Origin of the sequence: Streptomyces sp. NRRL S-1022 (genome assembly GCF_000720135.1) — a bacterium.
In the GTDB taxonomy this organism is placed as follows: Bacteria; Actinomycetota; Actinomycetes; order Streptomycetales; family Streptomycetaceae; genus Streptomyces.
The window spans coordinates 123,379-136,927 of record NZ_JOIU01000004.1 but is presented as its reverse complement, the minus strand read 5'-3'; the positions used below and the strand labels follow the sequence as shown (position 1 = coordinate 136,927).

The 13,549-nt window shown below is 74.1% G+C and carries 12 protein-coding genes; 8 read left to right on the top strand and 4 right to left on the bottom strand.

Going from position 1 to position 13,549, the window contains the following annotated elements; translation table 11 throughout:
• Positions 1–3 precede the first annotated feature (3 nt).
• The gene (locus IG05_RS0105330) at positions 4–1,500 is read left to right on the top strand and encodes an acyl-CoA synthetase (RefSeq protein ID WP_030339625.1); all 1,497 of its coding nucleotides are present in this window, start codon (positions 4–6) and stop codon (positions 1,498–1,500) included.
• Between the two features lie 32 nt (positions 1,501–1,532).
• Here IG05_RS0105330 and IG05_RS0105325 read toward each other — a convergent pair whose 3' ends face one another.
• Entirely contained in the window at positions 1,533–1,865 is a 333-nt protein-coding gene (locus IG05_RS0105325; RefSeq protein ID WP_030339623.1) for an ArsR/SmtB family transcription factor, read from the bottom strand.
• 102 nt (positions 1,866–1,967) lie between these two features.
• Positions 1,968–3,278: a phenylacetate--CoA ligase PaaK gene (gene paaK / locus IG05_RS0105320; RefSeq protein WP_030339621.1), complete on the bottom strand. Its 1,311-nt coding sequence runs from the start codon at positions 3,276–3,278 to the stop codon at positions 1,968–1,970.
• 164 nt (positions 3,279–3,442) lie between these two features.
• On the opposite strand from paaK, the gene IG05_RS0105315 reads away from it, so the two are divergent.
• Entirely contained in the window at positions 3,443–4,279 is an 837-nt protein-coding gene (locus IG05_RS0105315) for an alpha/beta fold hydrolase (RefSeq protein WP_030339620.1), read from the top strand.
• Between the two features lie 4 nt (positions 4,280–4,283).
• Here the strand turns inward: IG05_RS0105315 and IG05_RS0105310 are convergent, their stop codons facing one another.
• Positions 4,284–6,056 carry a sulfatase gene (locus IG05_RS0105310; RefSeq protein WP_234335768.1) on the bottom strand — a complete coding sequence of 591 codons (1,773 nt, stop codon included), beginning with the start codon at positions 6,054–6,056 and terminating at the stop codon, positions 4,284–4,286.
• A 104-nt stretch (positions 6,057–6,160) separates the two neighbouring features.
• Positions 6,161–7,780, bottom strand: coding sequence for an acyl-CoA synthetase (locus tag IG05_RS0105305; protein ID WP_030339616.1), 1,620 nt, complete (start codon positions 7,778–7,780; stop codon positions 6,161–6,163).
• A gap of 190 nt (positions 7,781–7,970) precedes the next feature.
• Between IG05_RS0105305 and IG05_RS0105300 the strand changes: the two genes are divergently transcribed.
• The 6 genes from IG05_RS0105300 to IG05_RS0105275 all read left to right on the top strand — a co-directional run bounded on the left by IG05_RS0105300 (position 7,971) and on the right by IG05_RS0105275 (position 13,509).
• Positions 7,971–8,771, top strand: coding sequence for a crotonase/enoyl-CoA hydratase family protein (locus IG05_RS0105300; protein ID WP_030339614.1), 801 nt, complete (start codon positions 7,971–7,973; stop codon positions 8,769–8,771).
• A gap of 149 nt (positions 8,772–8,920) precedes the next feature.
• Positions 8,921–9,871 carry a Zn-ribbon domain-containing OB-fold protein gene (locus tag IG05_RS0105295; protein ID WP_030339613.1) on the top strand — a complete coding sequence of 317 codons (951 nt, stop codon included), beginning with the start codon at positions 8,921–8,923 and terminating at the stop codon, positions 9,869–9,871.
• Positions 9,868–10,938: a thiolase domain-containing protein gene (locus tag IG05_RS0105290; protein WP_030339611.1), complete on the top strand. Its 1,071-nt coding sequence runs from the start codon at positions 9,868–9,870 to the stop codon at positions 10,936–10,938. Before IG05_RS0105295 ends, IG05_RS0105290 begins: the two co-directional genes overlap by 4 nt.
• Positions 10,935–12,101 (top strand): thiolase domain-containing protein, encoded by a 1,167-nt coding sequence (locus tag IG05_RS0105285; protein ID WP_030339610.1) that lies wholly within the window; start codon positions 10,935–10,937, stop codon positions 12,099–12,101. Before IG05_RS0105290 ends, IG05_RS0105285 begins: the two co-directional genes overlap by 4 nt.
• A gap of 116 nt (positions 12,102–12,217) precedes the next feature.
• A complete protein-coding gene (locus IG05_RS0105280) occupies positions 12,218–12,460 on the top strand; it encodes a DUF397 domain-containing protein (protein WP_030339608.1) in 243 nt (80 codons plus the stop codon).
• 146 nt (positions 12,461–12,606) lie between these two features.
• A complete protein-coding gene (locus IG05_RS0105275; protein ID WP_030339607.1) occupies positions 12,607–13,509 on the top strand; it encodes a universal stress protein in 903 nt (300 codons plus the stop codon).
• Positions 13,510–13,549: the final 40 nt, after the last annotated feature.

Sequence of the window (13,549 nt, the reverse complement as noted above, 5' to 3'; positions counted from 1 at the left end):
GTCATGACGCACGGACAGGGCAGCACGGTTGACGGGGTGCTGCGGCGCAGCGCCCGGCGCACCCCGGCGCGGACCGCGGTCGAGTACGGCGACCGCGCCTGGACGTACGGGGAACTGGACGAGGCCGTCTCCCGCGCGGCGAGCGTCCTGCTCGGTCAGGGCCTCACCGCCGGCGACCGGGTCGGCTCCTACGGCCACAACTCGGACGCCTACCTGATCGGCTTCCTGGCCTGCGCCCGCGCCGGCCTCGTGCACGTGCCGGTCAACCAGAACCTGACCGGCGACGACCTCGCGTACCTCGTCGGCCAGTCCGGCAGTTCCCTCGTCCTCGCCGACCCCTCCCTCGCGGGCCGGCTCCCCGACGGCGTCCGCACGCTGCCGCTGCGCGACGCCGAGGACTCGCTCCTGGCCCGGCTCGCGACGGCACCCGGCTACGACGGCCCCGAACCGCGCACCGAGGACCTGGTGCAGCTGCTCTACACCTCGGGCACCACCGCGCTCCCCAAGGGCGCGATGATGACGCACCGCGCCCTGGTGCACGAGTACCTGAGCGCGATCACCGCCCTCGACCTGAGCGCCGGCGACCGCCCCGCGCACTCCCTGCCGCTGTACCACTCCGCGCAGCTGCACGTGTTCCTGCTGCCCTACCTGGCGGTCGGCGCGACCAACCTGATCCTCGACGGGCCCGACGCGGACCGGCTGCTCGACCTGGTCGAGGCGGGCCGCGTGGACAGCCTGTTCGCGCCGCCGACGGTCTGGATCGGCCTCGCGGGCCGCCCGGACTTCGCGACCCGGGACCTGTCCGGGCTGCGCAAGGCCTACTACGGCGCCTCGGTCATGCCGGTGCCGGTCCTGGAACGCCTGCGCGAGCGGCTGCCCGGGCTGGGGTTCTACAACTGCTTCGGCCAGAGCGAGATCGGCCCGCTGGCCACCGTCCTGGGGCCCGACGAGCACGAGGGCCGGATGGACTCCTGCGGCCGGCCCGTCCTGTTCGTCGACGCCCGGGTGGTCGACGAGGACGGCAAGGACGTGCCCGCCGGTACGCCGGGCGAGATCGTCTACCGATCGCCGCAGTTGTGCGAGGGCTACTGGGACAAGCCGGAGGAGACCGCCGAGGCCTTCCGCGACGGCTGGTTCCGCTCCGGCGACCTCGCGGTGCGCGACGCCGAGGGCTACTTCACCATCGTGGACCGGGTGAAGGACGTCATCAACTCCGGTGGTGTGCTGGTGGCCTCACGCCAGGTCGAGGACGCCCTGTACACCCATGAGGCGGTCGCGGAGGCCGCGGTGATCGGCCTGCCCGACGAGCGGTGGATCGAGGCCGTCACCGCGGTCGTCGTCCCGCGCGGCGAGGTGACGCAGGAACAGCTCATCGCGCACGTCAAGGAGCGGCTCGCGCCGTTCAAGGCGCCCAAACGGGTGCTGTTCGCCGACGAGTTGCCCCGCAACGCCAGCGGCAAGATCCTCAAGCGCGAGCTGCGCGACCGCTTCAGCGGCTAGCCGGGCCCGCGCAGGGCACGGGCGGCCGGGCCCTACAGCGTCCGGCCCAGCTCCGCGACGAGGCCGGCGATGCGCTGCTCGTCCCGCTTGCAGTGGGTCCACTTGCCGACCCGGGTCGCGCGGACCAGGCCCGCGCGCTGGAGTTCCGCCAGGTAGGCCGACACGGTCGACTGCGCCAGCCCGGCCTTGGCCTGGATGTGGCTCAGGCACACCCCCACCTCGGCCGGGTCGGCGACGGCGGCCTCCACCGGGAAGTGCCGCTCCGGCTCGCGCAGCCGGCGCAGCATCCGCAGCCGCATGGGGTCGGACAGCGCCCGCAGAGCGCTGACCAGGTCGGGGTCCGGCGCGGTGGCGGTGTCCGTCATGGCTGCGGAGTACAGGCGCCGCCGACGTTTCGCAGTACGTCGATACGATCGCGCGGGCCGGCGGGAGCGGCACCCGGACCGGCCGGGGCCGTCCCGGGCGGCCTAGCCCTGTCCGCCGTCCCGCGGCCGCAGGTCCACGATGCGGCGGATCTTGCCCACCGACCGCTCCAGCGACTCCGGTTCCACGATCTCCACACCGACCGACACGCCGATGCCGTCCTTGACCGCAGCGACGATGGCCCGGGCCGCCGCCTCCCGCACCTCCGGCGGCGCGTCCGGGCGGGCCTCGGCCCGGACGGTCAGCGCGTCCAGGCGGCCCTCCCGGGTGAGCCGCAGCTGGAAGTGCGGCGCCACCCCGGGTGTGCGCAGCACGATCTCCTCGATCTGGGTCGGGAACAGATTGACCCCGCGCAGGATCACCATGTCGTCACTGCGCCCGGTGATCTTCTCCATCCTCCGGAACGCCCGGGCCGTGCCGGGCAGCAGCCGCGTCAGGTCCCGCGTCCGGTACCGCACGATCGGCATGGCCTCCTTGGTCAGCGAGGTGAACACCAGCTCGCCCCGCTCACCCTCCGGCAGCACCTCGCCCGTGACCGGGTCCACGACCTCGGGGTAGAAGTGGTCCTCCCACACATGGAGGCCGTCCTTGGTCTGCGCGCACTCCTGGGCGACACCGGGACCGATCACCTCGGACAGCCCGTAGATGTCGACGGCGTCGATCGCGAACCGCTCCTCGATCTCCCGCCGCATCTGCTCGGTCCAGGGCTCCGCCCCGAAGACGCCGACCCGCAGCGAGGTGCCGCGCGGGTCCACGCCCTGCCGTTCGAACTCGTCCAGCAGGGTGAGCATGTAGGAGGGGGTCACCATGATGACGGACGGCTCCAGGTCCTGTATCAGCTGCACCTGGCGGGCCGTCATGCCGCCGGAAGCGGGGACGACCGTACAGCCGAGGCGCTCGGCGCCGTAGTGGGCGCCCAGGCCACCGGTGAACAGCCCGTAGCCGTACGCCACATGGACGACGTCTCCCGGCCGGCCGCCGGCCGCCCTGATCGACCGCGCCACCATGTCGGCCCACATGGAGAGGTCGTTGTCGGTGTAGCCGACCACCGTGGGGCGTCCAGTGGTGCCGCTGGAGGCGTGCAGCCGGCGGATCCGCTCCCGGGGCACGGCGAACATGCCGTACGGGTAGTTCTCCCGCAGGTCGGCCTTGGTGGTGAAGGGGAAGCGGGCGAGGTCGGCGAGCGAACGGCAGTCCTCCGGGTGGACGCCGGCCTTGTCGAAGGAGTCCCGGTAGAACGGCACGTGTGCGTACGCGTGCCGCAGGGTGGCGCGCAGCCGCTCCAGTTGCAGCGCCCGCAGTTCCCCGGGCCCGAGCCGTTCGCCCGCGTCGAGCAGGTCCGTCACATCGGCCATCGCGACGTCTCCCTCACCAGCACACCTGTTGCCCGACCGATCATTCGGTCGATCCGTCCGGGGTCAGTAACGCAGGCCACGCGGCCCCGGGCAAGAGGGCGGCGAGGATTTTCCGTACCGCAAAGGCGTTGCGCGGGGGCGGGGCCGGCCCGATGATCACCTGCATGCCGACCTTCACCGCCGCCGACGGCACCCGGCTCGCCTACCACCTGCGCGGCACGGGTGAGCCGCTCGCCGTGCTGCCCGGCGGCCCCATGCGGGCCTCCGCCTACCTCGGCGACCTCGGCGGGCTGACCGCGCACCGGCGGCTGGCCCTGCTCGACCTGCGGGGCACCGGCGACTCGGAGGTCCCGGCGGACCCGGCGACGTACCGCTGCGACCGGATGGTCGACGACGTCGAGATGTGGCGGGCCCACATGGGCCTGGAACACATGGATCTGCTCGCCCACTCGGCAGGCGCCGCCCTGGCGATGCTCTACGCGGCCCGCCATCCGCACCGGATACGGCGGCTGCTCCTGATCACCCCCAACCCGTCCGCCCTGGGCCTGCGGGCCACGCCCGAGGACCGGCTGGCCGCGGCCCGGCTGCGCGCCGACGAGCCGTGGTTCGCCGGGGCGTTCCCCGCCTTCCGGGCCTGGCTCGCCGGCGAGGCGGAGTTCGACGACGTCTTCCTGCCGTTCTTCCACGGCCGCTGGGACGCCGCCGCCCGGGCGCACACGGACGCCGAGCCGCGGCAGACCAACGACGAGGCGGGCGAGCGCTACTTCGCCGGGGGAGCCTTCACCCCGGACGCGACCCGGGCCGCCCTCGGCGCCCTGGCCGCGCCGGTCCTCGTGTACGCGGGCGGGCTGGACGGCGGCCCCCGCCCCGGCCTCGCCCGCCGCACCGCCGAGGCCTTCCCGCACGCCGAGTGCACCGTCCAGCCCGGCACCGCCCACTACCCCTGGCTGGACGACCCGGAGTGGTTCGTGAGCCGTACGCTCGCCTTCCTCGACCGGTGACCCGTCAGCGGCCCGGCCGTGGGCCGTACGCCGTGAGGAACCGGTCCCGGAACGCGTCCATCGCCCAGACGGGGGCGTCCGCGGCCGGCCGGAGACCCTCGGTCCAGCCCCAGCCGGAGATCCGCTCCAGCACCTCCGGGTCGTGGGCGACGATCGTCACGGGCACGTCCTTGCGGGGGCTGCTCCCGGTGACCGCCGGCACCGGCTGGTGGTCGCCGAGGAGGACCAGGACGGTGCGCTCGTCGCCGTGGCGCCGCAGGAAGCCGATGACGCTGCGCAGGGAGTACGCGATCGCGTCCCGGTACCCGGCGCGCAGGCTCCGCGGGTCCTTCCACACCTCGTCGGCGCCCTTGCCGTCCCGGCCGAGGCGGCGGAAGACCGAGCCGTCGCCCAGGGTCCGCCAGTCGGTCGTGCGGGGCACCGGCGCCCACGGATGATGGCTGGACGTCAGGACGATCTCCGCCATCAGCGGCCCCCGGTCCCGCCGCCCGGACTCCAGCCGCCACAACGCCTCCAGGGTGAACTGGTCGGGCACCTGCGACCAGCCGAAGCCCGGCCCGTGGTAGCCGAGGCGGTCCCGGTCGTAGACGTGGTCCAGGCCGAAGAACCCGCCCTCCGGCCACGCCCGGTCGATCCCGGGCATGATCCCGGCCGTCCGCCAGGCGCCGGCCTTGCGGAAGGCACCGGTGAGGGTGGTCCGGTCGCTGGCGGTGAGGGTGTGGAACCGCTGCTGGTCGCTGATCCACAGCCCGGACAGGAAGGTCGCGTGCGCCAGCCAGCTGCCGCCGCCGGTCACCGGGGAGCGCAGCCAGCCGCTGCGCGCCCGGAACCCGGCCGCCCGCAGCGCGGCGGTGCCCTCGCCCAGGACCGCGCCGACCCGCGGGGCGACGGCCGGGTCCTCCAGGGCCGTACGGCCGTAGCTCTCGACGAAGGTGACCAGCACGTCCTTGCCGCGCAGCCCGGTCAGCAGCCGGCCGGGCGGGGTGTGCGCGAAGGCGTCGTGGGCGGCCCGGCGCCGGAAGACCCGCGCGTCCGCGAGGGACGTACGGACCTGCCGGACGTGGTCGCCGACGAGGTCCGCGTCGGCCGCTGCGGCGACCGGTACCCCGCCGGAGCGCAGTCCGAGCGTGACGCAGGCGGTCCAGGCGAGCGCCAGCACCAGGGTGACGCGGACGGCGTGCCCCCGGTGACGGGCCGTCACGGTCGCCAGGCGCACCGCCGCCAGCGTGGTCAGGGCGAGGACGGCGAGCGCGAGAGCGAGGACTCCGGTCGCGGCCGGCAGCGCGCCGCTCCGGCCGGACGTCTCCCGCAGGTAGTCGGCCGCGTTGCCCAGCAGGCTCCAGTCCAGCACCGGGTCGAACGGGCGCAGCAGCACTTCCTGAAAGCCCATGTCGAGGCCCTTGAGCAGGGCGAGCAGCCCGGTCAGGAAGCCGCCGGCGGCGGCACCGGCCCGCCTCGCCCGGGGCGGCAGCACGAGCGGCAGCGCGATGAGCGCGATCCCCTCGACCGGCAGGCGCAGGAACGCGGCCGGGGTGAGGCCGTCGAGCCGGTCCGGCAGCAGCAGCGCGCCCAGCAGGACAGCGGCGGCCAGCACGGTCGCCCCCACGGCCGCGCAGCGCGCCGGCCGCCCGGTCCGCCCGGTCCGGCGGGGTCCGGCGCCCGCCGGTGCCTGGCGCGGGGCAGCGTCCCCGGCCACCCCTCCGCCGCCGTCCGGCGCCGCCATGCCGTCCGGGGCCGCCGTGCCGTCCGGCCGCTGACCAGGCGTGAGGTGGGGCACCCGAGGGTCCTTCCGTGCGGTCGTCACTGTCCGTAGCTGAAGTGGTCCGACTGTGCGCACAGAGTAATCGTCCGCGTGGGTCCCGGCGGGGCGGGACACCCGGTCTACGGCCACTCCGCCGCGACTGCCACCTCCCGCGCCCACCGGTAGTCGGCCTTGCCGCTCGGCGACCGCTGGACGGTGTCCGTGACGACCAGCTGGCGGGGGACCTTGTAACCGGCCAGGCGGGTACGGCAGTGGCGCTGGATGTCGGCGAGCGAAGGGCGCGGTGCCCCCGGGCGCAGCTGCACCACGGCCGCCACGTGGTTGCCCCACCGGGCGTCCGGCACCCCGGCGACCAGCGCGTCGTACACGTCCGGATGCGCCTTGAGTGCCTGCTCCACCTCCTCCGGGTACACCTTCTCGCCGCCGGTGTTGATGCACTGCGAGCCCCGGCCGAGGACGGTGACCACGCCGTCCGCGTCGACCGTCGCCATGTCGCCGAGCAGCACCCAGCGCCGTCCGTCCTTCTCGAAGAACGTCTCGGCGGTTTTCACCGGGTCGTTGTAGTAGCCGAGCGGCACGTGGCCGCACTGCGCGACCCGCCCCACCTCGCCCGGTGCCACCGGCTCGCGCGTCACCGGGTCCACCACACGGGTGCGGGAGTTGACCCGGATGCGGAAGCCGCGCTCGGGGCCCGCGTCCTCGGTCGCGGTGCCGTTGAAGCCGGACTCGGAGGAGCCGAAGTTGTTCAGCAGCACCGCGTTCGGGAGCAGCTCGCGGAACTGCCGGCGCACCGTCTCCGACATGATCGCGCCCGAGGAGGAGACGCTGAACAGTGCCGAGCAGTCCGTGCCCTTGAGCGGCCCGGCGAGCGCGTCGATCAGCGGCCGGAGCATCGCGTCCCCGACCAGCGACATGCTGGTGACCCGCTCCCGCTCGACGGTCCGCAACACCTCCTCCGGCACGAACCTGCGGTGCAGGACGACCCGTTGGCCGAAGTAGAAGCCGATGAACGCGGTGAGCGTCGACGTGCCGTGCATCAGCGGGGGAGTGGGGAAGAAGGTGATCCCTGAGCCGCCGGCGGCGACCCGCTCGGCCAGCTCCCGCGGCGCCTTCACCGGCTCCCCGGTCGGTGCCCCGCCGCCCAGCCCCGCGAAGAACAGGTCCTCCTGGCGCCACATCACCCCCTTCGGCATGCCCGTCGTCCCGCCGGTGTAGATGATGAACTGGTCGTCCCCGGAGCGCGCGGGGAAGCCCCGCCCGGCCGGTCCGGCGGCCTCCGCGGCGGCGAACGGTACCGCCCCGGGCACCGCCTCCGCGGCCGGGGTGCCCACCCGCAGCAGGTGCCGCAGCCCCGGCGCCCGCGGCAGCGCACCCGCGACCCGGTCCTCGAACTCCGCGTCGAAGACCAGCGCGACCAGGTCCGCGTCCCGGTACAGGTAAACCAACTCCTGCTCGACGTAACGGTAGTTGACGTTCACCGGCACGATCCTGGCCTTCAGGCAGGCCAGCACCGTCTGCAGGTACTCGACGCCGTTGTACAGGTGGAGGCCGAGGTGCTCGCCGGGCCGTATGCCGCTGTCTATCAGGTGGTGCGCGACGCGGTTGGCGGCGGCGTCCAGTTCGGCGTACGTCAGCCGGCGCTCCGCGCCCGTGCCGGGATGGTCGAGGTACACGAGCGCCTCGCGGTCCGCGGCCACGTCGACGACCGACTCGAACAGGTCGGCAAGGTTGTACTCCACCGCTTCCTCCTGACCCCGGCACGTCCTGGCGACGAGAGGCCCATCCGTCGGCCCGCCGGTCATCAGAGCAAAGGGGGCGGCAAGTGGGAAGGGGCCCGCGCCAGAAAATCTGACTGTATGTCAGAAAACCCTTGAAGTGCCCCCTCCCCTCCTGCAACCTGTTCTCGTTCCGACCGAGGGGAGATGGCCCATGGGTGGGACGGAACACCTCACCGTGCAGCGGGAAGGCGCCACACTGGTGCTCACGCTCGACCGGCCCGACGCCAGGAACGCGCTCTCCCTGGCGATGCTGGTCGGCCTGTACGACGGCTGGCTCGAAGCAGACGCGGACGACTCGGTCCGCTCGATCGTCCTCACCGGGGCCGGCGGCGCCTTCTGCGCCGGCATGGACCTCAAGGCGCTGGCCGGCGACGGCATGCAGGGCCAGCGGTACCGCGACCGGCTGAAAGCCGATCCCGACCTGCACTGGAAAGCGATGCTGCGCCACCACCGCCCCCGCAAACCGGTGATCGCCGCCGTCGAGGGCCACTGCGTCGCGGGCGGCACCGAGATCCTCCAGGGCACCGACATCCGGGTCGCCGGCGAGTCCGCGACCTTCGGCCTGTTCGAGGTCAGGCGCGGCCTCTTCCCGATCGGCGGCTCCACCGTCCGCCTCCAGCGCCAGATCCCGCGCACCCACGCCCTGGAGATGCTGCTCACCGGACGCCCCTACAGCGCCCGGGAAGCCGCCGGCATCGGCCTGATCGGGCACGTCGTCCCCGACGGCACCGCCCTCGCCAGGGCCCTGGAGATCGCCGGGCGGATCAACGCCTGCGGCCCGCTCGCCGTCGAGGCCGTCAAGGCGTCCGTGTACGAGACCGCCGAGATGACCGAGACCGAGGGCCTCGCCGCGGAACTCGCACGCGGCCGGCCCGTCTTCGACACCGCCGACGCCAAGGAGGGCGCCCGCGCCTTCGCGGAGAAACGGCCGCCCGTCTACCGGCGTGCCTGACGCTCCGCCGGGTGAGCGGCCGGCACACGCCGTTCGCCCGCCACGGGCCGCCGTGGGCCGGTCGCGCCCACGCGGCGGCACCGCTCGTGTCCCCGCCCCGCGCCCCTACGGGCGCGCGCCCTCACCGCCGACCTCCCAAGAGGCAGCCGATGCCGGAAATCCTCAGAGCCCCCCTCGTGGTCGAGTTCCCCTTCACCCGCTCCCTCGGCCCCGTCCAGAGCGCGTTCCTCACCGGCCTGCGCGAACGGGTCGTCCTCGGCGTGCGCACCACCGACGGACGCACCCTGGTGCCGCCCGTCGAGTACGACCCCGTCACCGCCGAGGAGCTCCGCGACCTGGTCGAGGTAGCCCCCACCGGCACGGTCACCACCTGGGCCTGGAACCACGAACCCCGTCGCGGCCAGCCCCTCGGAACCCCCTTCGCCTGGGTCCTGGTCCGGCTGGACGGCGCCGACACCGCCCTGCTGCACGCCCTCGACGCCCCCGGCCCCGACGCCGTGCGCACCGGAATGCGCGTCCGCGTGCGCTGGGCCGCGGAGCGCTCCGGCGCCATCACCGACATCGCCTGCTTCGAACCGTACGACGGCGAGGCGGACCGGCCGGCGGGCCACGGCCGCGCGTTCCCGGACGCGGTCACCGGCATCGTCGCCCCCGCCCGGCTCGACTACACCTACTCCCCGGGACGCGCCCAGTCCGACTACATCCACGCCCTCTCCGAGCGGCGCACGGTCGGCGAACGCTGCCCCTCCTGCCGCAAGGTGTACGTCCCGCCCAGGGGTGCATGCCCCACATGTGGCATCGCCACAGCCGAACAGGTCGAAGTGGGTCCCCGCGGCACGGTCACCACCTTCTGCATCGTCAACATCAAGGCCGCGCATACGGCGAATCTCGACATAGAAGTCCCCTATGTCTACGCCCACATCGCCCTGGACGGCGCCGACCTCGCCCTGCACGCCCGCATCGGCGGCATCTCCTACGACCAGGTGCGCATGGGCCTGCGCGTCGAGCCGGTGTGGACCGAGGGCGCCCGCTACCCCGACCACTACCGGCCCACCGGCGAACCCGACGCGGACTACGAGACGTACAAGGAGCTGCTGTGACCAGCGAGGAAGCCCCCGGCCCCCGGGACATCGCCGTCGTCGCCTTCGCGCAGACCGTGCACCGGCGCTCCACCGCGGAGTCCTCCGAGGTCGAGATGCTCATGCCCGTCCTCCACGAGGTCCTGGCGCAGACCGGCCTGCGGACCGCCGACATCGGCTTCACCTGCTCCGGCTCCAGCGACTACCTCGCCGGCCGCGCCTTCTCCTTCACCCTCGCCCTCGACGGCGTCGGCGCCTGGCCGCCGATCTCCGAGTCGCACGTCGAGATGGACGGCGCCTGGGCCCTGTACGAGGCCTGGACCAAGCTGCTCACCGGAGACGCCGACACCGCGCTCGTCTACTCCTACGGCAAGTGCTCACCCGGTTCCGTCCGGGACGTCCTCACCCGCCAGCTCGACCCGTACTACGTCGCCCCCCTGTGGCCCGACGCCATAGCCCTCGCCGCCCTTCAGGCGCAGGCACTCATGGACGCCGGACACACCGACGAACGCGCGCTCGCCGCCGTCGCCGACCGCAGCCGGGCCGACGCCACCGCCAACCCGCACGCCCAGCTCAGGGGTCGCGTACCGCACGGTGACCACGTCGTACGGCCCCTGCGCACCGGCGACTGCCCGCCCGTCGGAGACGGCGCCGCCGCCGTGATCCTCGCCGCGGGGGACCGGGCCCGCCGGCTGTGCGCGCGGCCCGCCTGGATCCGGGGCATCGACCACCGCATCGAGGCCCACGCCCTGGGCGTGCGCGACCTCACCGACTCGCCCTCCACCCGGCTCGCCGCCGAGCGCGCGGGCGCCTTCGAACGGCCCGTCGACACCGCCGAACTGCACGCGCCGTTCAGCTCCCAGGAGGTGGTCCTGCGCCGGGCCCTCCGCCTGGACGACGGCGTGCGCGTGAACCCGTCGGGCGGCGCCCTCGCCGCCAACCCCGTCATGGCCGCCGGGCTCATCCGCATCGGCGAGGCCGCCGCCCGCATCCACCGCGGCGCCTCCGACCGCGCCCTCGCCCACGCCACCTCCGGCCCCTGCCTCCAGCAGAACCTGGTCGCCGTACTCGAAGGGGATCCACGATGAGCAAGGAACCCGTCGCCGTCGTCGGGATCGGCCAGACCAGGCACGTGGCCGCCCGCCGGGACGTGTCGATCGCCGGACTCGTCCGGGAGGCCGCCCGGCGCGCGCTCGACGACGCCCAGGCGACGTGGGCCGACATCGACGCCGTCGTCATCGGGAAGGCACCGGACTTCTTCGAGGGCGTGATGATGCCCGAGCTGTACCTCGCCGACGCCCTCGGCGCCGTCGGCAAACCCATGCTGCGGGTGCACACCGCGGGCTCCGTCGGCGGCTCCACCGCGCTGGTCGCCGCCAACCTGGTCGCCGCCCGCGTCCACGGCACCGTCCTCACCCTCGCCTTCGAAAAACAGTCCGAGTCCAACGCCATGTGGGGCCTGTCCCTGCCCATCCCCTTCCAGCAGCCCCTGCTCGCCGGGGCCGGCGGCTTCTTCGCCCCCCACGTCCGCGCCTACATGCGGCGCAGCGGCGCCCCCGACTCCATCGGCGCCCTCGTCGCCTACAAGGACCGGCGCAACGCCCTGAAGAACCCCTACGCCCACCTCCACGAACACGACATCACGCTGGAGAAGGTGGTGGCGTCACCCATGTTGTGGGACCCCATCCGCTACTCCGAGACCTGCCCGTCCTCCGACGGCGCCTGCGCCATGGTCCTCACCGACCGCGCCGGAGCCGCCCGCGCGCCCCGCCCGCCCGCCTGGCTGCTCGGCGGCGCCATGCGCAGCGAACCCACCCTGTTCGCCGGCAAGGACTTCGTCTCCCCGCAGGCAGGCAAGGACTGCGCCGCCGACGTCTACCGGCAGGCCGGCGTCACCGATCCGCGCCGGGACATCGACGCGGCCGAGATCTACGTGCCGTTCTCCTGGTACGAGCCCATGTGGCTGGAGAACCTGGGCTTCGCCGCGGAGGGCGAGGGCTGGAAACTCACCGAGTCCGGGGCGACCGCGCTCGACGGCGACCTGCCCGTCAACATGTCGGGCGGGGTGCTGTCCACCAACCCCATCGGCGCCTCCGGCATGATCCGCTTCGCCGAGGCCGCCCTCCAGGTGCGCGGCCAGGCCGGGGAGCACCAGGTGGACGGCGCCCGCAGGGTGCTCGGGCACGCCTACGGCGGCGGCTCGCAGTTCTTCTCCATGTGGCTCGTCGGCTCCGAGCCGCCCGACTCCTGACCGGCCGCCCGGGCGTCCCGGCCGGCCGGGACGGAAGGCCGTCCCCGCGTGCCCTGTCCGCCGTAGCGACCGGTCGCTAGGCTGACCGCGGACGACGAACCGGGAGGAGCACGGACGTGGCCGAGACCACCACCCAGCAGCACCCGCTCGCGGGCTGGGACAAGCCGGAGCTGGATCTCACCAAGGCGGAGTGGCAGTCCAGCAGCCGAGGTCTGGGCGATGTCCAGATCGCCTTTGTCGAGGGCTTCATCGCGATGCGCAACAGCGGCCGGCCGGAGAGTCCGTCCCTGATCTTCACCCCCGCCGAGTGGGGTGCCTTCGTCTCCGGCGCGCGGGAAGGCGAGTTCGACCTCACCTGACGCCGCGCCGGCCGTACCGGATCTCACCTGAACCGGGGGTGTTGCGAGCGGATTTGCGGACACGCGATCAGCAGCGCCCTGCCGGGGCCCCGCCTGAGCGAGGCTGGCCCCAGCAAGGGAAAGGTCGTGTTCCGGAGGTGAGAAGGATGAGCGCTGCGCCGGTCATCGCCGCGGTCGACGGGTCCGCCGACAGCCTGCGCGCCCTGGACTGGGCCGTGGACGCAGCCCGCCGCCGCACGGCACCGCTGCGCGTGGTGCACGTACGGCAGTACGCCGCCTGGGGACAGGCCGACGTCCTGGTCGCCGCGCCGCCCGAGGCCGAGGGCGATCCGGTGCTGGACGAGGTGCGCACCCGGCTCGCGGACCGCGCCGGGGCCCCGGCCGTGGAGTACGTCGCCCTGGAGGGCGTACCGGGCGCCGTCCTGCCCGAACTGGGCAGCGACGCCCAGCTGTTGGTGCTCGGCTCCCGGGGACGCGGCGGCTTCGCCAGCCTGCTGCTCGGCTCCAACGGCCTCGCCGTCGCCCGGGACGCCGAGTGCCCGGTGGTGGTCGTACCGCAGCCCGGCCGCGAGGTGCACGGCGAGGCGCCCGCCGAACCCGGGCCCCGGGTGGTCGTCGGCCTGCACGCCGACAGCCCCGACGAGGCCGTTCTCGCCTTCGCCTTCGCCGAGGCCGCCCTGCGCGACGCCAGGCTGCAGGTGATCGCCGCCTACCCGTGGCCCGTGCAGACCTGGTCCGCGCCCGGCCAGCTGGTGCCGCCCGCGATCGACCAGGACGCCGTCGCGAACGAGACCCGCGCCCTCGCCGAGGGCTTCCTCGCCCCCCACCGGGAGCGCCACCCCGACGTCCGCGCCGACGCCCGGGCGCTGCCCGGCGACGCGGCCGGCCTCCTCGTCGCCGCATCCAAGGACGCCGACCTGGTCGTGGTCGGCCGGCACCGGCGGCGGCTGCTCGCGCCGGCCCGCATGATGGGTTCGGTCACCCAGGCCGTGCTGCTGCACGCGGCGAGCCCGGTCGCGGTGGTACCGCCGGCCCCGCCGGAGGAGTGAGACCCGGCGACCGGGGGTCGTAGCAGACCGCGCGGCGCCC